This is a genomic window from Nonomuraea sp. NPDC003201, from assembly GCF_053590415.1.
Genome location: NZ_JBSFTC010000002.1, coordinates 111,853 through 130,865 on the forward strand (window position 1 = coordinate 111,853; position 19,013 = coordinate 130,865).

At 70.4% G+C, this 19,013-nt stretch carries 21 protein-coding genes, 1 tRNA gene and 1 other RNA gene; 14 read left to right on the plus strand and 9 right to left on the minus strand.

All coding sequences use genetic code 11. The features are described from left to right. Position 1 precedes the first annotated feature (1 nt). Complete coding sequence (locus ACWDX9_RS02155) at positions 2–568, minus strand: hypothetical protein (protein ID WP_449947950.1); 567 nt, start codon at positions 566–568, stop codon at positions 2–4. 318 nt (positions 569–886) lie between these two features. Beyond that, a tRNA-Ser gene (locus ACWDX9_RS02160) sits at positions 887–971 on the minus strand. An 86-nt stretch (positions 972–1,057) separates the two neighbouring features. Between ACWDX9_RS02160 and ffs the strand changes: the two genes are divergently transcribed. Both ffs and ACWDX9_RS02170 read left to right on the plus strand, forming a co-directional pair. Next, positions 1,058–1,153: signal recognition particle sRNA small type (gene ffs, locus ACWDX9_RS02165), an RNA gene on the plus strand. A 31-nt stretch (positions 1,154–1,184) separates the two neighbouring features. Next, on the plus strand, positions 1,185–3,650 hold the full coding sequence (locus ACWDX9_RS02170; RefSeq protein WP_449947953.1) for a DNA polymerase III subunit gamma and tau: 2,466 nt from the start codon (positions 1,185–1,187) through the stop codon (positions 3,648–3,650). A gap of 124 nt (positions 3,651–3,774) precedes the next feature. Here the strand turns inward: ACWDX9_RS02170 and ACWDX9_RS02175 are convergent, their stop codons facing one another. Continuing rightward, positions 3,775–5,184, minus strand: a complete 1,410-nt coding sequence (locus ACWDX9_RS02175) for a GAF domain-containing protein (protein ID WP_449947955.1) — start codon at positions 5,182–5,184, stop codon at positions 3,775–3,777. 308 nt (positions 5,185–5,492) lie between these two features. Here ACWDX9_RS02175 and ACWDX9_RS02180 point away from each other — a divergent pair, with 308 nt between their 5' ends. The 5 genes from ACWDX9_RS02180 to ACWDX9_RS02200 all read left to right on the plus strand — a co-directional run bounded on the left by ACWDX9_RS02180 (position 5,493) and on the right by ACWDX9_RS02200 (position 9,379). Then, on the plus strand, positions 5,493–5,843 hold the full coding sequence (locus ACWDX9_RS02180) for a YbaB/EbfC family nucleoid-associated protein (RefSeq protein ID WP_350724084.1): 351 nt from the start codon (positions 5,493–5,495) through the stop codon (positions 5,841–5,843). 2 nt (positions 5,844–5,845) lie between these two features. After that, on the plus strand, positions 5,846–6,445 hold the full coding sequence (gene recR, locus ACWDX9_RS02185; RefSeq protein WP_103957155.1) for a recombination mediator RecR: 600 nt from the start codon (positions 5,846–5,848) through the stop codon (positions 6,443–6,445). Further along, entirely contained in the window at positions 6,438–6,965 is a 528-nt protein-coding gene (locus ACWDX9_RS02190; RefSeq protein ID WP_350724082.1) for a DUF5063 domain-containing protein, read from the plus strand. The genes recR and ACWDX9_RS02190 overlap by 8 nt, the downstream gene beginning before the upstream one ends. An 84-nt stretch (positions 6,966–7,049) precedes the next feature. Continuing rightward, positions 7,050–8,324: an aspartate kinase gene (locus ACWDX9_RS02195; protein ID WP_364251814.1), complete on the plus strand. Its 1,275-nt coding sequence runs from the start codon at positions 7,050–7,052 to the stop codon at positions 8,322–8,324. Further along, complete coding sequence (locus ACWDX9_RS02200) at positions 8,321–9,379, plus strand: aspartate-semialdehyde dehydrogenase (RefSeq protein WP_449947960.1); 1,059 nt, start codon at positions 8,321–8,323, stop codon at positions 9,377–9,379. Before ACWDX9_RS02195 ends, ACWDX9_RS02200 begins: the two co-directional genes overlap by 4 nt. Positions 9,380–9,492: 113 nt before the next feature. Here the strand turns inward: ACWDX9_RS02200 and ACWDX9_RS02205 are convergent, their stop codons facing one another. Next, a complete protein-coding gene (locus ACWDX9_RS02205) occupies positions 9,493–10,167 on the minus strand; it encodes a hypothetical protein (RefSeq protein ID WP_449947963.1) in 675 nt (224 codons plus the stop codon). Between the two features lie 451 nt (positions 10,168–10,618). Between ACWDX9_RS02205 and ACWDX9_RS02210 the strand changes: the two genes are divergently transcribed. From ACWDX9_RS02210 to ACWDX9_RS02225, 4 genes are all read left to right on the plus strand, one after another. Further along, complete coding sequence (locus ACWDX9_RS02210) at positions 10,619–11,287, plus strand: TetR/AcrR family transcriptional regulator (protein WP_350724074.1); 669 nt, start codon at positions 10,619–10,621, stop codon at positions 11,285–11,287. 62 nt (positions 11,288–11,349) lie between these two features. Continuing rightward, positions 11,350–12,309 (plus strand): LLM class F420-dependent oxidoreductase, encoded by a 960-nt coding sequence (locus tag ACWDX9_RS02215; protein WP_357746663.1) that lies wholly within the window; start codon positions 11,350–11,352, stop codon positions 12,307–12,309. Between the two features lie 65 nt (positions 12,310–12,374). Further along, positions 12,375–12,593 (plus strand): hypothetical protein, encoded by a 219-nt coding sequence (locus ACWDX9_RS02220; RefSeq protein ID WP_449947968.1) that lies wholly within the window; start codon positions 12,375–12,377, stop codon positions 12,591–12,593. A gap of 79 nt (positions 12,594–12,672) precedes the next feature. Further along, positions 12,673–13,026 carry a YkvA family protein gene (locus ACWDX9_RS02225; RefSeq protein WP_350724070.1) on the plus strand — a complete coding sequence of 118 codons (354 nt, stop codon included), beginning with the start codon at positions 12,673–12,675 and terminating at the stop codon, positions 13,024–13,026. On the opposite strand, the gene ACWDX9_RS02230 is transcribed toward ACWDX9_RS02225, so the two are convergent. The 4 genes from ACWDX9_RS02230 to ACWDX9_RS02245 form a co-directional block, all read right to left on the minus strand. Beyond that, positions 13,023–14,219 carry an amidohydrolase family protein gene (locus tag ACWDX9_RS02230; protein ID WP_449947970.1) on the minus strand — a complete coding sequence of 399 codons (1,197 nt, stop codon included), beginning with the start codon at positions 14,217–14,219 and terminating at the stop codon, positions 13,023–13,025. The genes ACWDX9_RS02225 and ACWDX9_RS02230 overlap by 4 nt on opposite strands. A 163-nt stretch (positions 14,220–14,382) precedes the next feature. Continuing rightward, positions 14,383–15,126, minus strand: a complete 744-nt coding sequence (locus ACWDX9_RS02235; RefSeq protein ID WP_449947973.1) for a tyrosine-protein phosphatase — start codon at positions 15,124–15,126, stop codon at positions 14,383–14,385. A 10-nt stretch (positions 15,127–15,136) separates the two neighbouring features. Then, positions 15,137–15,922 carry an SURF1 family cytochrome oxidase biogenesis protein gene (locus ACWDX9_RS02240; RefSeq protein WP_449947974.1) on the minus strand — a complete coding sequence of 262 codons (786 nt, stop codon included), beginning with the start codon at positions 15,920–15,922 and terminating at the stop codon, positions 15,137–15,139. A 41-nt stretch (positions 15,923–15,963) separates the two neighbouring features. Further along, entirely contained in the window at positions 15,964–16,431 is a 468-nt protein-coding gene (locus ACWDX9_RS02245) for a winged helix-turn-helix transcriptional regulator (RefSeq protein ID WP_364251793.1), read from the minus strand. A 58-nt stretch (positions 16,432–16,489) separates the two neighbouring features. Here ACWDX9_RS02245 and ACWDX9_RS02250 point away from each other — a divergent pair, with 58 nt between their 5' ends. The 3 genes from ACWDX9_RS02250 to ACWDX9_RS02260 all read left to right on the plus strand — a co-directional run bounded on the left by ACWDX9_RS02250 (position 16,490) and on the right by ACWDX9_RS02260 (position 18,626). Further along, positions 16,490–17,005, plus strand: a complete 516-nt coding sequence (locus ACWDX9_RS02250; protein WP_449947977.1) for an N-acetyltransferase family protein — start codon at positions 16,490–16,492, stop codon at positions 17,003–17,005. After that, entirely contained in the window at positions 17,002–17,592 is a 591-nt protein-coding gene (locus ACWDX9_RS02255) for a TetR/AcrR family transcriptional regulator (RefSeq protein WP_363978970.1), read from the plus strand. The genes ACWDX9_RS02250 and ACWDX9_RS02255 overlap by 4 nt, the downstream gene beginning before the upstream one ends. A 74-nt stretch (positions 17,593–17,666) precedes the next feature. After that, on the plus strand, positions 17,667–18,626 hold the full coding sequence (locus tag ACWDX9_RS02260; RefSeq protein ID WP_449947981.1) for an NAD(P)-dependent oxidoreductase: 960 nt from the start codon (positions 17,667–17,669) through the stop codon (positions 18,624–18,626). A gap of 13 nt (positions 18,627–18,639) precedes the next feature. Here ACWDX9_RS02260 and ACWDX9_RS02265 read toward each other — a convergent pair whose 3' ends face one another. Beyond that, the gene (locus ACWDX9_RS02265; RefSeq protein ID WP_192788942.1) at positions 18,640–18,942 is read right to left on the minus strand and encodes a hypothetical protein; all 303 of its coding nucleotides are present in this window, start codon (positions 18,940–18,942) and stop codon (positions 18,640–18,642) included. Positions 18,943–19,013 lie beyond the last annotated feature (71 nt).

A 19,013-nucleotide genomic window follows, 5' to 3' on the forward strand; every position in this document is an offset into this window, starting at 1 on the left:
GTCAGCAGTTGACGGAGGCGGTGGTCCGGGGCCGGCCTGAGGCGGGGTCCAGGGCCACGGGGAACGTCCGCCCGTCGACTACCCGGATCTCGACCGAACTCGGCCCTGTCCACCTGACCGAGTCGAAGGCGTCAGCGGGGTCGTCGTCATTGAAGCAGCCGAGATACCACTCCCTGCTGTGGAGCCCGTCGTCCTTGCGGATGCTGAGCCGCATGATCGCGTCCGGTCCGAGTCCGGCTGCCGCCTGCTGAAGCCGGACCCGGTACGGCGCCGGTCCGTCGACGAAGCCGACCTCCTCGGTAGCGGTGAGCGCGGTGGCGACCAACCCCACGAACAGCGCGGCACTCGCACCCAGCCCGGCGAGGATGATGATCGTGGTCCGTACCCACCTCCACCGCAGCCCGAGGGCGCCCAACGTCATCAACGCGCAGGCCAGCACACCGAGCGCGAACGGATGGTTCAGGTGCTCCCTCAAGAGCACCAGGTCGGAGTCCTGGACGAGCACCAGAAACGCGAGGCAGCCCGTGAGGAGCGAGGCGGCCAGCAGCACGAGCGAGCGAGTAGGCATCGCGGATCCCATCGGTGAGGCGCCCTTCCGAGATCATGACAGCGCCGCCATGTCGTCAACCGCTCAGTGCACAGAATCTCGACAAAATCGCCTCCAACGTCACACCTGATGACGACCGGCCGGCCTGTGAGTCCGTACACCGACCAGCACGAGTGGAAGGCCCTGCTCACGACACCCGTCACACCGCGGCCGACCAAGTCGGGGGTCTCAGCTGGGAGGCGGAAAGAGGCCCTGGCCAGGCCAACTGAGGCCCGGAATAGCGAAAGGGGCCGACTTGGATGGGGTCGGCCCCTTCGCGTTTACTGCCTCAACCAGGCGCGGAGGATAGGGGATTTGAACCCCTGATAGGTTGCCCTATACACGCTTTCCAAGCGTGCGCCCTCGGCCACTAGGCGAATCCTCCGCCGACGAGCTTACCGGACTTCTGGGCGTGTGCAGACCACCTTTTCCGGTGTGGAGCGAGCACTGCGTCATCCGGCTAGACTGTGCAGGGACCCCTCGCGCGGCGTCATCCTGTGAACCTCCCCAGGGCCGGAAGGCAGCAAGGATAAGCGGGCTCTGGCGGGTGTGCGAGGGGTCTCTTCGTTGAGAGCCCCCTCGCAGGCGGGATGGTCGCATGAGCCTTGCGCTTTACCGCAAGTACCGGCCCGGGACGTTCGCCGAGGTCAAGGGTCAGGAGCACGTCACAGACCCGCTGCGGCAGGCGTTGCGTACGGGGCGGATCAACCACGCCTACCTGTTCAGCGGCCCTCGCGGGTGTGGCAAGACCTCCAGCGCGCGCATCCTGGCGCGCTCTCTCAACTGCGAGCAGGGGCCGACGCCTGACCCGTGCGGTGTCTGCGAGTCGTGTGTCGCGCTCGCCCCCACCGGTCCTGGCCATCTCGACGTCATCGAGATCGACGCCGCCTCGCACGGTGGCGTGGACGACGCGCGCGACCTGCGTGAGCGGGCGTTCTTCGCCCCCGTCTCCGCGCGCTACAAGATCTACATCATCGACGAGGCGCACATGGTGACCCGGGAGGGTTTCAACGCGCTGCTCAAGCTCGTCGAGGAGCCCCCGCCGCACCTGAAGTTCATCTTCGCGACGACCGAGCCGGAAAAGGTCATCGGCACGATCAAGTCGCGTACCCACCACTACCCGTTCAGGCTGATGCCGCCCGCGACGCTCCGCGGGCTGCTGGAGGAGATCCTCACCTCCGAGAGCGTGCCCTTCGAGCCCACCGCGCTGCCCCTCGTCGTACGGGCGGGCGCGGGCTCGGCGCGTGACTCGCTGTCGATCCTCGACCAGCTCCTCGCCGGGGCCGAGGAGGACGGCATCACCTATGCCAAGGCCGTCTCCCTGCTCGGCTACACCGACGGCGACCTGCTCGACGAGGTCGTCAACGCGTTCGCGGCGCGTGCCGGCGGGCAGGTGTTCCACGCGGTCAACCGGGTGATCGAGGGCGGCCACGACCCCCGTCGCTTCGCCTCCGACCTGCTCGAACGCTTCCGTGACCTGGTCATCCTGGCGAACGTCCCCGAGGCGGCGTCGAGCGGGCTGCTCGACCGGCCCGCCGACGAGTTGGAGCGCCTGGTTCAGCAGGCCGCTTCGATGGGCCCGGCGGAGCTCACGCGCGCGGCCGAGGTCTTCAACGCCGGTCTCACCGAGATGCGCGGGGCCACCTCGCCTCGGCTGCTGCTGGAGCTGATGTGCGCGCGCGTCCTGCTTCCGGGGGCCGCGCAGGGTGAGGAGGCGTTGCTCGCCCGTATCGAGCGGCTGGAGCGTGGTGGGGCTGTCGCTCAGATGGCCGCCGCCAGGGTCGCCGCCCCACCCGTCCCTTCCGTGACTTCTGTCCCGCCTGTCTCCGCCGTTTCTGGCCCAGCCGGCACGGCCGATCCCGGTTCGGTGTCCATCCCCCGACCGGGTGTCTCGTCCGGGCAGGGCGGCGCGCCGGCCCCGGCGAGTGCTGGGAGCGCGGGTGAAGCGGCGGTGGGTGGCCAGGGTCCGGCTGCCGCCGGTTCCGGTACGGCAGGGGGTGACGACTGGCCTGAGCCGGCTCGTCCCGGTTCGCCTTCCGTGCCACAGGCGGCCCCAGCGGCAGGCGGCGCGCCCCAGGCGGCAAGCGGCGGACAGCCCAGTGGCGGCGCTCCCACCGGGAGCGGGGCGGGGGCCCTACAGGCGCAGTGGGCCGCCGTGCTGGCCTCGCTCAAGCAGCGCAGCATCGTCGTCTGGGCGAACGTGAGCACCAACGCCCAGGTGGTGGGCGTGGAAGGCAACCTCGTCACACTGGGCTTCACCCAGGTCGGCGCGATGAAGAACTTCACGGGCGGTGGCAAGGACGCCGTCGTGGCCGGTGCGCTCGGCGACGTGCTCGGCGGCACGTGGCGCGTCGAGGCGGTCGTCGGCGGCTCCCCGGCCCCCGGCGGCGGCTCCGCGTCCCGGGGCGCTCCCCGCCCGCCCGCGCACGGCGGCCCGGCGGGCGGCCATGGCGCGGCGGGAGGTTCGGCCGGCTCGCACGCCGCCGCCTCCGGCTCGACCGGTCCGCACGCCGCCTCTGGCTCGGCCGGTCCGCCTTCCGCCCCCTCCGGCGTGCCCGGACCCGCCGGCGCCTCCGGTGCCCAGCCGGGGGCTCACGTTTCCCAGGGGCGTACGGCCTCCCACGGCGGGTCCCACGAGGACGGGGACGCCCAGGAGGCCGGCCCAGGCCACCCCGCGGCCGGGTCCACCGGACGTCAGACCACGGACGAGTCCTGGCCCGACGCCCCCGACGACCTCAGCCCCGGCTCACCGCCGGCCCCCGACCCCACGAACACCGTCTCCGTCGTCGCGGTCGGCAGCGGGATGGCCGCCGCGAAGTCGGCGGCGCGGGCCGCGGCCCAGGCGGGTCCGCGCGTTCCGGCCGCCCGTGGCAGCGCCGCGGCCTGGCCGGAGAGCGTCCCCAGCCGCAACCCGGAGAGCGTCCCCAGCCGCAACAAGGGCCCGGAGTCGGACGACGTCGACCCCCTGAACGACGTCGACGCCGACGTGGACGCGGTCTCCGGCATGGCTTTGCTGGAGCGCGAGCTCGGCGCCCGGGTGATCGGCGAGATCGACCACAGCTGAGACCGCACCGAAGGCCGCGCCTGAGACCACACTGAAGACCGCGCCGGAGACCGTGCCTGAGATCGCACCTGAGACCACGCCGAAGGCCGCGCTGGAAGACCGCGCCGGAGACCGTGCCTGAGCGTCAGGGGCAGAGTCGGGAGCGGGCGGCCGCGGAGCGGGGGTCGGTGGAGGGAAGGGCGGCCAGGCGCTCCAGGACCTCGTAGTCGTCCCGGCCGCTGCAGGTCTGCGCGTACGTCCACAGCTCGTCCGGCGACCCGTGCCGCAGCAGGCACACGCGTACCTGCGCCTCCAGCTCGTCCCGCTCGCGGCGGATCTCCGGCGACTCCGATCGGAGCAGCAGCGGGCCCCGGTACGCGGGGGCCAGCGCGCGGGAGTCGTTGGCCGACAGGTGGCGGCGTACCTCCAGGAAGTCGGCCTCCAGCGGGCAGGTCAGCCGGTACGGCTTGGCCGCGATGGCCTCCCCGAGCTGGGCCCGCAGCCGGTGGATCTCCGCCCTGATGGTCACCGGGTTGCCGTCGTCGCCGTAGAGGTGGAACGAGAGCTGCTCGGCCGTCAGCCCGTGCGGATGCAGCGCGAGCAGGGCCAGGATCTCGGCGTGCCGGAGCGAGAGCGGCCGGTCGAGCTCGCCGAACGTGGCCACCGGCTGCCCCTCGCCGAGGAAGGACAGGACGAGCGTGGGAGGCGCCGCGGACGGCGTGAGACGCAGGAGGAAGCCGCCGGAGAACGACTCCAGCACGGCGGCGGAACCGTCCTGGAGTATCACCCGCCGGCCGGACAGGCGGATGCGCTCGCCCAGCGAGCCGGCCGGGTCGCCGGAGAGCACGCGGCCGGTGGCCGACAGCAGGACCCCGGGCCGCCCGCGCAGGGACTCGAAGCGGCGGCGCAGGCGCTCGTCGCGTTCGTGCATGCGCAGCGCGAGCTGGGTCTCGGTGAGCTTGGCCGTGGCCGCGACCAGCGCGACGGTCGCGGGGTGCAGGCTGCGCGAGGTGCCGCTGACATCGACGCAGCCGACGATCTGGCCCGAGTCCGGGTCGGTGATCGGGGCGGCGCTGCACGACCAGATGTGCAGCACCCGCATGAGGTGCTCCTCCGAGTAGACGTGCACGGGCCGGCCCGCTTCGAGCGCGGTGCCGATGCCGTTGGTGCCGACCGTGCCCTCGGCCCACTGGTGCCCGTCGGCCAGACCGATCTGGTCTGCCCGGCGCATGATCGCGTGGTTGCCCTCGCGCCACAGCACCCGTCCGCCGCCGTCGGTGACGATCAGGACCTCGTCGGCCAGGCTGGACAGCGTCTGGGCGATGAGGGGCAGCAACGGCCGCAACGGGTGCGCCTGGCGGACGTCCTTGATGTGGGAAAGGTCGTAGACCAGGGGCGCGCTCTTGCCCTCCGGGTCGATCCCGGCCTCCAGCGACCGCTCCCAGGAGGCGGTGATCAGGCGGCGGGGCAGCTCCGGGGGAACGCGGCCGGCCGCCGCCGCTTCGTGCGCTCCGCGTAGCAGGCGCGAGTACGCGTCGAGGTCTGCGTAACTCATCGGTCACTCCAAGTAGTCAACAAAGAGCATCCGTCCTGCGGGCGGTCGGCGCAACCCCTAAGGGGGGATTGCACAGGGTGATTGAATGAACGCAACGTGTGTGCAACGTCAGGGTCGCTAACTTCTTGTGGCAACGCGTCGGCGTGGTGCGGCCGCTCCGCCGACGTGGTGGCCGGGTCTCGGACGCTGGAGGGGGGCCGAGATCCGGCCAAAAAACATCCCAGGTAGGGCTGCACCAGTACAGGACGACGCCCAAACCCCGTAGGCTCGTGGCAGTCAAGAACCGGAGCCACGAGGAGCGCACGACGGTGAACCCAGGGGATGTCAACCTGCAGCAGCTGCTGGAGCAGGCCCAGCTCATGCAGCAGCAGCTTGTGAGCGCCCAGCAGGAGCTCAACGACGCGCAGATCGAGGGCTCATCGGGCGGTGGCCTTGTCACGGCCGTGGTCAACGGCTCAGGGGAGCTGCTGGAGCTCAGGATCGACCCGAGCGTGATCGACGCCGGGGACGCGCAGGACACCGCGGACACGATCGCCGACCTGGTGATCGCGGCCGTCCGCGACGCCGTCCGCGCCGCGGCCGATCTGCAGCAGGAGAAGCTCGGCCCGCTGGCCCAGGGTCTGGGTGGCGGCGGTCTCGGACAGTTGCCAGGGTTCTAGGCATGTACGAGGGGGTCGTCCAGAACCTGATCGACGAGCTGGGCCTGCTGCCCGGCGTCGGTCCCAAGAGCGCGCAGCGGATCGCGTTCCACCTGCTGGCGGCCGATCCGGCCGACGTCAAGCGGCTCGCGCACGCGCTGCTGGAGGTCAAGGAGAAGGTCCGTTTCTGCCGCGTCTGCGGAAACGTGGCCTCCGAAGAGGAGTGTCGGATCTGTCGTGACCCGCGCCGCGACACCCACGTGATATGTGTGGTGGAGGAGTCGAAGGACGTCGTCGCGATCGAGAAGACGCGCGAGTTCCGTGGCACGTACCACGTGCTCGGCGGCGCGATCAGCCCGATCGACGGCGTCGGCCCCGACGACCTGCGCATCCGCGAGCTCATGACACGTCTGGCGGATGGTCGGGTCACCGAGCTCATCCTCGCCACCGATCCCAACCTCGAGGGCGAGGCGACGGCTACCTACCTCGCCCGTCTGGTCAAGCCGATGGGCATCAAAGTGACACGACTGGCCAGCGGTCTGCCTGTGGGCGGTGACCTCGAATACGCCGACGAGGTGACCTTGGGCCGCGCTTTCGAAGGACGGAGGCTGCTGGATGTCTGACCAGTGGAACGCGCTGGCCGAAGAGATCTCCGGGCACGCGCAGGACTACGTCGACGGCCTGACCAGGGTCGCCGGCGGCGAGGGCGGCGACGCCATCTGGTCGCTGCTGCTGGTGGAGGTCGCGCAGGTCAGCCTGGCGGGCGCCAAGCTCGGGGCCAACCGCGACGTGATCCTCGCGGGCAACTACGAGCCGGCCATGAGCGAGGACCCCGACATCGACGGCGTCCGCACCGCGCTGGCCGAGCGGCTGCGGCCGGTCGACGACTACGCCGAGGTGTTCGACCCGTACAAGGACACCGGCGTCACGCCCTACCGGCTCTCGGACGACCTGACCGCGGTCGCCGCCGATCTCATCCACGGCCTGCGCCACTACCACGCGGGGCGGCCCCACGAGGCGCTCTGGTGGTGGCAGTACTCCTACTTCAACACCTGGGGCAACCACGCGGGCGCCGCGATGCGCGCCCTCCAGGCTCTGGCCGCGCACTCGCGTCTGGACGTCGCCGAGGAGACCACCGTCTGATCGTCCAGATAGTGGTACGGCTCATCGGGTTCATGAGAAGCCCCCAGTAGACTGGCACCTCACAGTCCAAACCGGGAGACTCTCGTGGCGCTCGTTGTGCAAAAGTACGGTGGTTCGTCCGTCGCCGACGCGTCCTGCATCAAGCGGGTCGCGCAGCGGATCGTCGCGACGAAAAAAGCCGGCAACGACGTGGTCGTGATCGTCTCCGCGATGGGCGACACGACGGACGAGCTGCTCGACCTGGCCGAGCAGGTGTCGCCGCTGCCCCCGGGCCGCGAGCTCGACATGCTGCTGACCTCGGGCGAGCGCATCTCGATGGCCCTGCTGGCGATGGCGATCGCCAACCTCGGCCACGAGGCCCGTTCGTTCACCGGCTCGCAGGCAGGTGTGATCACCGACTCCATCCACGGCAAGGCGCGCATCATCGACGTGACGCCCAGCCGCATCCGTGAGGCGATCGACCTGGGCAACATCGCGATCGTGGCCGGCTTCCAGGGCGTCTCGCAGGACACCAAGGACATCACCACGCTGGGCCGCGGCGGGTCCGACACCACGGCGGTGGCGCTGGCGGCGGCCCTGCAGGCCGACGTGTGCGAGATCTACACCGACGTCGACGGCGTGTTCACCGCCGACCCCCGCATCGTGCCGGCGGCGCGGCAGATCCCCAGGATCTCGTACGACGAGATGATGGAGATGGCCGCGTGCGGCGCGAAGATCCTGCATCTGCGCTGCGTCGAATACGCTCGCCGGTTCGACCTGCCGATTCACGTACGCAGCTCGTTCAGCACCAAGGAAGGCACCTGGGTCGTCTCCGACCCTTACACCGAAGGAACCGAGATGGAGCAGCCGATCATCTCCGGCGTCGCACACGACCGGAGCGAGGCCAAGATCACAGTTGTCGGGGTCCCCGACAAGGTCGGAGAGGCTGCCTCGATCTTCAAAACGCTGGCCGACGCCGAGATCAACATCGACATGATCGTGCAGAACGTCTCGGCCGCGGCCACGGGCCGCACGGACATCTCCTTCACACTGCCGACGGCCGACGCCCAGACGGCGCTGTCGTCGCTGAAGAAGATCCAGGGTCAGATCGGTTACGAGTCGCTGCTCTTCGACGACCAGATCGGGAAGGTGTCGCTGATCGGCGCGGGCATGCGCTCGCACCCCGGCGTCACGGCGACGTTCTTCGCGGCCCTCGCCGACGCGGGGGTCAACATCGAGATGATCTCCACCTCGGAGATCCGCATCTCGGTGGTCGTCGAGCAGGACGGTGTCGACACGGCCGTGCAGGCCGCCCACCGCGCGTTCTCGCTCGACGCCGACCAGGTCGAAGCCACGGTGTACGGAGGTAGTGGACGATGAGCAGGCCTACTCTCGCCCTGATCGGAGCCACCGGCGCCGTGGGCACCGTGATGCGCGACATCGTGTCGTCGCGTGAGGACATCTGGGGCGAGATCCGTCTCGTCGCCTCGCCGCGTTCGGCGGGCAAGGTGCTCCAGGTGCGCGGCGAGGACGTCGTGGTGCAGGCCCTCGCGCCCGAGGTGTTCGACGGCATCGACATCGCGATCTTCGACGTGCCGGACGAGGTGTCGGCGGTCTGGGTGCCGATCGCGGCCGAGCGCGGCGCGATCGTGATCGACAAGTCGGGGACGTTCCGGATGGAGCCGGACGTGCCGCTGGTCGTGCCCGAGGTCAACCCGCTCGACGCGCGCAACCGGCCGCGCAACATCATCTCGACCCCCAACTGCACGACGCTGTCGATGATGGCGGCCATGGGGGCGCTGCACGCCGAGTTCACGCTCACGGAGCTGGTCGTCGCCTCCTACCAGGCGGTGTCGGGCGCCGGCGTGGCGGGCTCGGCGCGGCTCTACGACGAGGTCGAGGCGCTGGCGGGCGACCGCACGATCGGCCAGGCGGCCGGTGACGTACGCAAGGTGCTGGCCAACAAGCTGCCCGACGACTCGCCGTTCCCCGCGCCGATCGCGTTCAACGTGGTGCCGTGGGCCGGCTCCTACAAGGACGGCGGCTGGGCCTCCGAGGAGCTCAAGCTCCGCAACGAGTCCCGCAAGATCCTCGGCATCCCCGACCTCAAGGTCTCCTCGACCTGCGTGCGCGTGCCGGTGATCACGACTCACTCGCTGGCCGTGCACGCGCGGTTCGAGCGTGAGATCACGGTCGCCGACGCGCACCGCGTCCTGGAGGCGGCGCCGACGGTGGTCCTCATGGACGACCCGGCCAACGGGGTCTACCCGACGCCTCTCGACGTGGTGGGCAACGACCCGACCTACGTGGGCCGCATCCGTCAGGCGATCGACTTCCCCAACACGCTCGACCTGTTCGTGTGCGGTGACAACCTGCGCAAGGGCGCGGCGCTCAACGCGGCGGAGATCGCCGAGCTGGTCGCGGGCGAGCTGTAACCTCATCCGGATGGTGTGACGCCGTGCGTTCCGCACGGCGTCCGCCGTCCGGTGCCGTCCAGGTGGTGTGACGCCGTGCGCTCCCCGCACGGCGTACCCTCACCCGGGCTCTGTCACCGGAAGAGGATGTCCCAGTGGTCGCTCTCGTCGGCGAAGACGGTGCCTGAGCCGGAACGGTAGAGCCGGGCCCCGTCGCTGCGCACGCCGGCCTTCGCGTGGTAACGCGTGATGTGCCGGTCGATGCAGGTGTTGTGAGAGATGTCGAGCTTGTAGCCGTTGCCGTGGCTGTACTGCCCGGGCGCGTGGCCCGCTTCCGTGCCACCCGTCACCATGATCGGGCAGCCGCTCTCGCGCTTCAGCTCGATCATCCGGGCGATGGTCCCGGTCCGCACCGAGTCGAGCGACGTGCAGTGGTGCACGTGCTTGCTGGAGCAGTTGCCGGTCGACTTCATCCGCACGCCCCCGCTCCTCAGCCAGCCGGTGGCCAGGCCGTGGGACATGTGCATGGCCCCGAAGCGCGGCAGGACACGCGTCAGATCGACTTCAGAGCGCCTGAGCGCCGCGCGCGGCCGTACCCGGGGCATTCGGGCCACTCTGGTACGTACGCGGCTCTTGGCGGATCTGGTGGCCGGAGATCGCGGTGCCATCGCCGGCGGGTCGATGACCGTCAGCTGCGCGGGCCCGTGCAGGCGGGGCGGCGTCCAGTCGTCGGGCGGTCCCTCCTGTTCGTCGGTCGAGTCGCTGAAGGGCCAGCCCGGGGTGGCGGTGATGTCCTCACCGGCCGCCATGAGCCGATCGAACGCCCAGGTCCGGCCCGGGTCCGACCCGGACTCCTGCTCCGAGCCCTCGGACTCGGCCGATTTTTGGCTGTCCGGCGCAGCCGACCCTTCGGGGTGGGTGGCGGCTGAAGCGGCCGAGGCCAGCGCGATTATGGTTATCTCAATGCCGAGGAGTGCGACTACTGCGAGGCGCACTGTTCCACGTATCCACATGTCGATGCCTTTTCGCGGAAATAGCCCTTCCGCCTGAAACGACAATCCCACCTTTCGCAGGAGATAACTCATGCCGCAGGTGCAACTTTGCCTTGTGGCGGTGATCACCGTGCGGCTACATGACCTTGGACTGCAAAACCTGCTAGGTTGGACTGCTGCTATGGCCCTGACCAGACACAACAGAGGGACAGCAGCCTGATGAGCGGGTTTTCTGCCCGACGCCCGATCACGACGTAAAGTGACGAACGTGTCCGAAGCCCGAAACCGAGGATCGGAGAGCACCCGAGACGTCATCGTCGAGACGGCATTGCGGTTGTTCAGGGAGCGCGGTTTCGACGCGACCACGATGCGTGCCATCGCCGCCGAGGCTGGGGTGTCCGTGGGTAACGCCTACTACTACTTCGAGAGCAAGGAGGCGTTGATCCAGGCGTACTACGACCGCGCCCAGGCCGAGCACGAGGAGGCATGCAGGGAGTTCCTGGCCACCGAGACGTCGTTCGCGGCCAGGTTGAGCGGGGTGCTACGCGAGTGGGTACGCGTCTCCGAGCCTTACCACGAGTTCGCCGTGAAGTTCTTCAAGCACGCGGCCGAGCCCACCAACCCGCTGAGCCCGTTCAGCAAGCAGTCGTCCCCGGCCCGTGAGGCCTCCATCGAGATCTACCGCCAGGTCGTCGAGGGGTCGCGGGACCGCATGAACGCCGAGCTGCGTGAGGAGCTGCCCGAGCTGCTCTGGCTGCTGTCCATGGGCATGGTGCTGTTCTGGGTGCACGACACCTCGCCGGGCTGCGCGCGTACGTACCGGCTGATCGAGGTGACGGTGCCGCTGGTGGACCGGCTGGTCGGGTTGTCACATCTGCCCGGGTTGAGGGGGATCACGAAGGACTTCATCGCGGCGGTCCACGAGTTGCGAGCCTAGGACGCCATACCGGTCGGTTGGTAGGGTGGAGCGGCCGCTGCGGACGCGCTTGGAGGCCGTGAATGAGTCGCAACTGGGGCATGACCATCCCCTTCTACGATCGCCCGCTGTCGAAGTCGCAGGAGCTGATCGCGGAGCTGCCCGAGCTGGGCTACACCGACGCGTGGTCCGCCGAGGTCAACGGGGCCGACGGGTTCGTGCCGCTGGCGATGGCCGCGCAGTGGGCGCCGGGGATCAGGCTGGGCAGCGCCATCGTGCCCGTCTCGACACGCGGCCCGGGGCTGCTGGCCATGTCCGCGGCCACGCTGGCCGACCTGGCGCCTGAGCGGTTCGTGCTGGGCATCGGCGCCTCGTCGCCGGCGATCGTCGAGCGGTGGAACGCCGGGCGGTTCGACAAGCCGTACGCGCGCACGCGCGACACGCTGCGCTTCCTGAAGAAGGCGCTGGCCGGGGAGAAGGTCTCGGAGACGTACGAGACGTTCGAGATCAAGGGGTTCAAGCTGGAGCGGGCCCCCGAGCTCCCGCCGAAGATCGTGCTGGCCGCGCTGCGGCCCAGGATGCTCCACCTGGCCGCGGCGGAGGCCGACGGCGCGATCACCAACTGGCTCTCGCCCGACGACGTGCGCAAGGTGCGCGCCGAGATCGGGGAGGGCACCGAGCTGATCGCCCGCCTGTTCGTCTGCGTCAGCGAGGACGTCGACCGCGTGCGCGAGATGGCCAGGTGGATGCTGGCCACCTACCTGACCGTCCCGGTGTACGCCGCCTTCCACGACTGGCTGGGGCGGGGCGAGGTGCTGCGGCCCATGCACGAGGCATGGCAGGCCGGCGACCGCCAGGCGGCGCTCAAGGCGATCCCCGACGAGGTGGTCGACGCCCTGATCGTGCACGGCGACGCGGCCACCTGCCGGGCCAGGATCCAGGAGTACGTGGACAACGGCCTCGACACCCCCGTCCTCGCCCCCGTCCCGGGCGGTGAGATCTCCATAGAGCAGGCCGTGCGAGCCCTGGCCCCACGAGGGTAGTAGGGGGCCCTGCACGACGTGCTGAGGCTGGACGCGGTCGGACAGCGCAGGCGGTCAAGGACGACGTGCTGAGGCTGGACGCGGTCGGACAGGCGCAGGCGGTCAAGGACGGCCGGGTCTCGCCGCGGGAGCTGGCCGAGGCCGGTGGCGTTCGGGTTCACGCGCAACCCCTACGACCCGGCGGCTCCGCGGTGGCGGTGGCGGCCGGGAGGGAGGACCTGCCCGTCCGGGTGGCCGCGCAGATCGAGCGGGCCAGGCCGTTCGAGCACGCGGCGCTGCGCTGACCCCTACCGGGAGCAGGCCAGGAACTCGTGGCGGTCCCGACGCGTTATGTCGTGAGAAGCCGGGGGTAGGGGGTTCCTCATGATGGCGAAGGCAGCACGGGCAGCGGCGGCCTGGCGGACTTACCGCGACGTGACCAAGCCGGGGTCGCCCGGCCTGATGACCAGGGTCCGGGCGATCCCGCGGATGGTCGGCGCGGTCATGCGCGGACAGTACGCGGGCATGGGCAAGAGCAAGCTGGCCATGCTCGGACTCGGCGTGGTCTACATCCTGTCACCCGTCGACGTGGTGCCCGACTTCCTGGTGATGGTCGGCGTGGTCGACGACTTCGGCGTGTTCCTGTGGCTCGCCGCCACGCTGCTCGGCGAGAGCGGCCGCTACGTCGAGCACGAGCGCAACGTCATCCAGGCCAGGCTGGTCGAGGAAGAGGGCTAGATCTCCTCCATCCGCAGCCAGGCGCGTGAGGGCAGCGGGTGGCCGAAGAGGCGGGCGGCGTTGCCGTAGGCGACCCTGGCGATGTCGGCGGGCGGGAGCGTTCCGAGATTGCGCGCCACGGACTTCTGCGTGTCGGGCCAGGTCGAGTCGGAGTGCGGGTAGCCGCTCTCCTGCAGCACGTGGTCGAGCCCGACCGCGAGCCGCACGCCGGACAGCGCGTGGTCGTCGAGCGTGCCGAAGAAGAAGTTGCGGCGCAGCACCTCGCTGGGCTTGAGCCCGCCCTCCCACGATGCCTCGCCCGCGACCGGGTGGTCGAGGGCGTAGTCGGCGCGCTCGGCCAGCATGGGCAGCCAGCCCACGCCGCCCTCGACGATGAGGAGGCGCAGCGAGGGGAAGCGCAGCGGCACGCCCGACCAGAGCCAGTCGGCGCAGGCGAACATCGCGCTGGTCGGCATCAGCGTGGTGATGGCCTCGATGGGCGTGTCGGGCGAGGGCACCGGGGACCATGACGAGGCGCCCGTGTGCAGGGCGACCACCGTGCCGGTCTCCTCGCAGGCGGCGAAGAACGGGTCCCAGTGGCCGGAGTGGATCGACGGCAGCCGCAGCCGGGTCGGGAACTCGGGGAAGACCACGGCCTTGAAGCCGCGGGCGGCGTTGGCGCGGATCTCCTTGGCGGCCACGTCGGGATCGGGCAGCCACGGGAGCTGCAGGCCGATGATGCGCTCGGGATAGGTGCCGGCCCAGACGTCGATGTGCCAGTCGTTCCACGCCTTGACCAGGGCCAGACCGAGCTCCTGGTCGCGGGTCCTGGCGAACGGCATGCCGGACTGCCCGGCCAGCATGCCGGGGAAGCACAGCGCGGCCCAGATGCCCGCCACGTCCATGTCCTGGACGCGGGCCTCGATGTCGTGGCAGCCGGGGCGCATGTTCTCGAACCTGATGGGGTCGAGCGTGCGCTGCTCGCGGGGGAGCCCGGCGCCCACGTCGATGCCGGCGCACGGGTATGTCGCCCCGCCGTAGCGCCAGACCTGGTGGCCCGCCTCCGTATCCACGACCTTGGGCGCGACCTCGGCATATTTCTCCGGCAGCCGCCCTTCGAACAGGTCGGGAGGCTCGATCAGGTGATCGTCGGCGGAGATGATCACGTAGTCGCGCCGCCTCGGGTCAGGGTCGGGGAGCAGCGGCGTAGTCACGCAGGTAACCGTACGACGGCGGGATAACGTCGAACAAGCTGCGACGTATCCGTTGGGTATCCGAGATCTTCGACCCGGGACCGCCGGGAGGGGGGCCGACAGGCGATCCCAGGCCAGGGATGGGCCGCTCACCTGGACGCAGCAGGTGGGACCCGGCCTGCCACTACCCCTCGGAGCCCGGTTCAGTCAGCAGGTGGCCGCGTAAGTCGGAAATGGTGGCCGGGGAAATGTTCAGGACTTGTGTGACATACGTCTCGATCGAGCCGTGCCGCGCCGTCAGGTCGCCGAGGAAGAGGCGCATGGCCTCCGCGGGCGCCAGGCCGAACCCCGGCCACGTGGACGCGTCGGGGTGCCTGCTGCGCCAGCTGGCGACGAACCGCTCGGTGGCCAGCCCGGTGAGCGCGTAGTCCGCCACGATGTCGTCCTCGCCCACGCCCACCAGTGACAGGACGAGCGCGGCGAGCACCCCGGTGCGGTCCTTGCCGGCCGCGCAGTGGATCACCACAGGGGCGTTGTCGGCCCGCGCGATCGTCTCCAGGGCCGTCCTGAGGTTCTCGACGCCGTCCTCGGTCGTCTCCAGGTAGCGGTCGGCGAGGTATCGCCCGACCCCGCTCTTCTCGTCGTAGACCGTGACGTCCCAGCGGCGCCCCTCGATGGGCAGGTTCTGGTAGTTCTGCCCCTCGGCGTCCGGGACGCGGCCCCCCTTCTCGATCTCGTACGCATGCCGCAGGTCGATGACCGTACGCACGCGCAGCTCGCGGAAGGTCCTGAGATCGTCTCCGGCCAGCCAGCCGAGCGCGTCGGCCCGGTAGAGCCGCTGCCATTGGACGGTGCGCCCGTCATGGGCGGCATATCCACCTACGTCGCGGAAGTTGAAGATGTTGGCGAACTCAATGTGGCGGATCACGCTCAACACCTTAATTGGCGGCGGTGACAGACTCCTTGGACGAATCGCCGGCCTTCCGCTCGGCCACCTCGCGGCGGATCAGCAGGACCCAGCCGGCCAGGGCGATGCCGATGAACAGCCACCACTGGACCCCGTAGGCCAGGTTGAGGCCGCCGCCCGCGCCCACGTCAGGCTCGGGCACCGGGGCCGGCGCCGTGGCGGGCGGGGGCGTCTGCTCGGTCAGCTCCACGTAGCCGCCCACCAGCCGGTACGGCAGCCCCTTGCCGATCTTGTCGGCGTTGATCAGCAGCACCTGCCCGGCCTGCAGCCCGGAGCGCTCCCGGATGCCGCTGGAGTCCTCGGTCTCGCTGAGCCGTAGCCGCCCGGTGACATTTACCTGTCCTGTGGGCGGAGCGGGCACCTCGGGCGTGGCGTCGGCGGTGGCGCCCGCCTTGACCCAGCCCCTGTTGACGATCACCGCCGTGCCGTTGCCGGTGACGAGGGGCGTCAGGACGTAGAAGCCGTTCTGGCCCTCCTGGGGACGCCGGCGTACGAGGAGGGCGTGGGACGGGTCGTACGTGCCCGAGACCGTGACCTTCCTGTACCGGTCGTCCGCGCGGACCTGCCGCCCCGGGACCGCCAGCCGCTCCAGCGGCACCGGCGCGGCCTCGATGTTGGCCGTGACCCGCTCGCTGTTGGCCGAGCGCTCCTCGAAGCGCCCGAACTGCCACCGCCCGAGGAACACGAAGGCGGGGATGACCAGCAGCACCACCACGTGGAGCGCGAGCCATCGGGGCGTCAGCAGGAACCGGTACACGCTTCAAGGGTAGGCACCGGAGGGGGTGCCCCCTCACGCGCCTAGGCGCTTCTGAGCTGGGCCCCCGAACCCGGCACCGGGGTCACCTCGCGCGGCCCGCTCACGTCGTGGCCGTCCGCGCACCGGAAATGCTGCTCGATGGGGGCCCCGCAGTCGCGGTGGGTCAGCAGGACCGCCGGCCCGTCCTCGTCCGCCAGGTATTTGTCACCCCAGTGCATGAGCGCGACCAGGAGGGGATAGAGGTCGCGGCCCTTGTCCGTGAGCCGGTATTCGTCGCGCTGCCGCTGGCCGGGCTCGCGGTAGGGCTCCTTGCGCAGCAGGCCCTCGTCGACCAGCCGGGCCAGCCGGGCGCTGAGCACCTGGCGGGGGGCGCCGGTGATCGCCTGCATGTCGGCGAACCTCCGCACGCCGTTGAACGCCTCGCGCAGCACCAGGAAGGTCCACTTCTCCCCGACGATGTCCAGGGTGCGCTCGATCGAGCAGTTGTCCACCCGGAAGGGAACGTTCATTGCCCCATTATATCTGAGTTCATTTGACAGACTCAGCGCTCGCGGGCAGGCTGAGTCTATGCAGGGAACCCAGATCCGCCCCGCGCGCCCGGACGACGAGGAACGGATCAGACGCTTCCTGGCGGGGCTGTCGCTCCACACGCAGACGCTCCGCTTCTTCACCGGCGTCAGCACCCCCGCCGCGGGGCTGGTGCGCACGCTGCTCGCGCTGGACGAGCGCCGCGACGCGCTCGTCGCGATCGCGGAGAGCGGTGAGATCGTCGGCCACGCCATGAGCTTCAGGGGCGGCTGCACTGACGTGGAGGTCGCCGTGGTCGTGGCCGACCAGTGGCAGGGCCGGGGGATCGGGCCCAGGCTGATCGACGTGCTGCTGCTCAGGGCCTCCGTACGAGGTGCGCGGACCGTGGGCATGGACGTGCTGGGGGAGAACCGGCGCGTCCTGAGACTCGTCCGCCGGCTCTGGCCGGACGCCGAGATGAAGGTGACTTCCGGATCGGTGGAGGTGACCGCTATGATCGATCCACTCGGCCTATTTGCGGAACAAGGTTCTGTTGGCACACCATTGACAGCGTGAAGAGTGCCAAGAACGGACGCGACGGCCGTACCCGCATCATCGAGGGTGCCCTCCGCCGCTTCAGTCAGGACGGGGTCTCGGCCACCACGCTGGCCAGCCTCCGCGAGGAGAGCGGCGTCAGCGTCGGCAGCTTCTACCACCACTTCGCCAGCAAAGAGCATGTCTTCGGCGTGCTGTACGCGGAGATCCTGACCGCCTACCAGGCCGCTTTCCTCGCCGAGCTGGTCAGCCACGAGGAGGCCCGCGACGGCATCGAGGCCGTCGTGGCCTTCCACATGCGGTGGGCCGGCGAGCACCCGGAGAGGGCCAGGCTGCTGGTCAGCGAGCGACCGCCGCGCAAGCACGAGCCGGGCGGCGCGGAGGTGGCCGAGGCCCGGCGCGGGTTCTTCCGCCAGGTCTCCGACTGGTGGCGGCCGCACATGAAGAACGGCCTGCTCCAGCCCGTCCACCCGACCATGTGCTACGTGCTGTGGCTGGGGCCCGCGCAGGAGATGTGCCGCCTGTGGTTCGCGGGCGCCCACACGCCCACGGAAGAGGAGATCAAGGGGCTGGGCGCCGCCGCCTGGCAGAGCCTCCGCCAGCAATGACAGGCCCCCGCAAGGGGCCTGACCAGCGCGGGGAGCGATGATCCGGGCACCGTCTGTGGTGTTATTGTCCACTTGTGACTCGACCTCGGGCGCTGGCACTGCCCGCTATGCCGGAGAGCGCGCTCGCCCGCTTGGGCGAGGTAGCCGACCTGGCCGAGGTTCCCGCGCGTCCCAGCCTCGGCTTCACCGACGAGCAGCTCGCCGACCTGGTCATCGAGACCGGCGCGACCGTGCTCATCACCGACGGCGACCAGGTTCGCACGTCGGTGCTCGCCCTGCCCCTCGACGTGGTGGCCGTCATGGGCCCGACCACCAGCGTGGACCTGGCGCTGGCCGCCGAGTACGGGGTGACTGTCCTGCACGCCGCCGACCGCGACCCCGAGTCGGTGGCCGAGCTCACGCTCGCGCTGATGTTCGCCGTCAGCCGGAACATCGTGGCCGCGGACCGGGAGGTGCGCCAGGGGCGCGTCGGCAAGGTGCCGCCTGCCCAGCGCCACCGCGGCAGGCGGCTGAGCGGCAGGACGCTCGGCATCGTGGGCCTGGGCCGCGTCGGCAGGGCCGTGCGCTGGCGCTGCGAGGGCCTGGGCCTGCGGGTGATCACCTGCGATCCGTTCGTCCCCGAGGCCACCCACACCCTGCCCGGCCTGCTGGCGGAGGCGGACGTGGTGTCGCTGCACGTGCCGCTGACCGGGGAGACGCGGGGCTTCTTCGGCTACCCCGAGTTCGGCGCGATGCGGCCGGGCTCCATCTACCTCAACACCTCGCGCGGCGCGCTGCACGACCTGACGGCGCTGGTCGACGCGCTGCGCCAGGGCCAGGTGGGCGGCGCGGGGCTCGACCACTTCGAGGGCGAGTGGCTCGATCCGGCCCACCCCCTGACGCGCCTGCCGAACGTGGTGCTGACGCCCCGCCTCGGCGAGGCCACGGGGGAGAGCCGGGAGGAGCTGGCCGGGATGCTGGTGGAGGACATCGCCCGGTTGCTGCGCGGCGAGCGGCCCGCCCACGCCTGCGTGCCCGCCCTGCCGTTCGCCTGATCCGCCCGGGCCGTTATGCGGGCTGGCGGAGGCGGGTGTGGACGCGCCAGCTCGCCCGGTCGAGCGAGATGTCCAGCCGCAGGTCGCCGCGGTGCCTGCGCAGGCCGGGCACGCGGACCCGGTCGTGCACGTCGAACCTGCCCCGATGCGGATAGCCGAACCCCAGCTCGCCGGGCAGCACCCGCAGATCGTCGCGGTTGCCGCAGCGCGGGCACGTCCAGGACACCAGGTCCATGCCGCGGTTGTAGTCGGAGCAGGCGCGGAAGTATTCGTCAGGTCCGAACCGGGACTCGCAGGCCAAGCAAGGGATCAGCATGGGTCCGCTCCTCGGGGCGACGTGGCGACATCCCTAGAGATACCGCTCACTACTTGTCCGCCGCTTGCAGA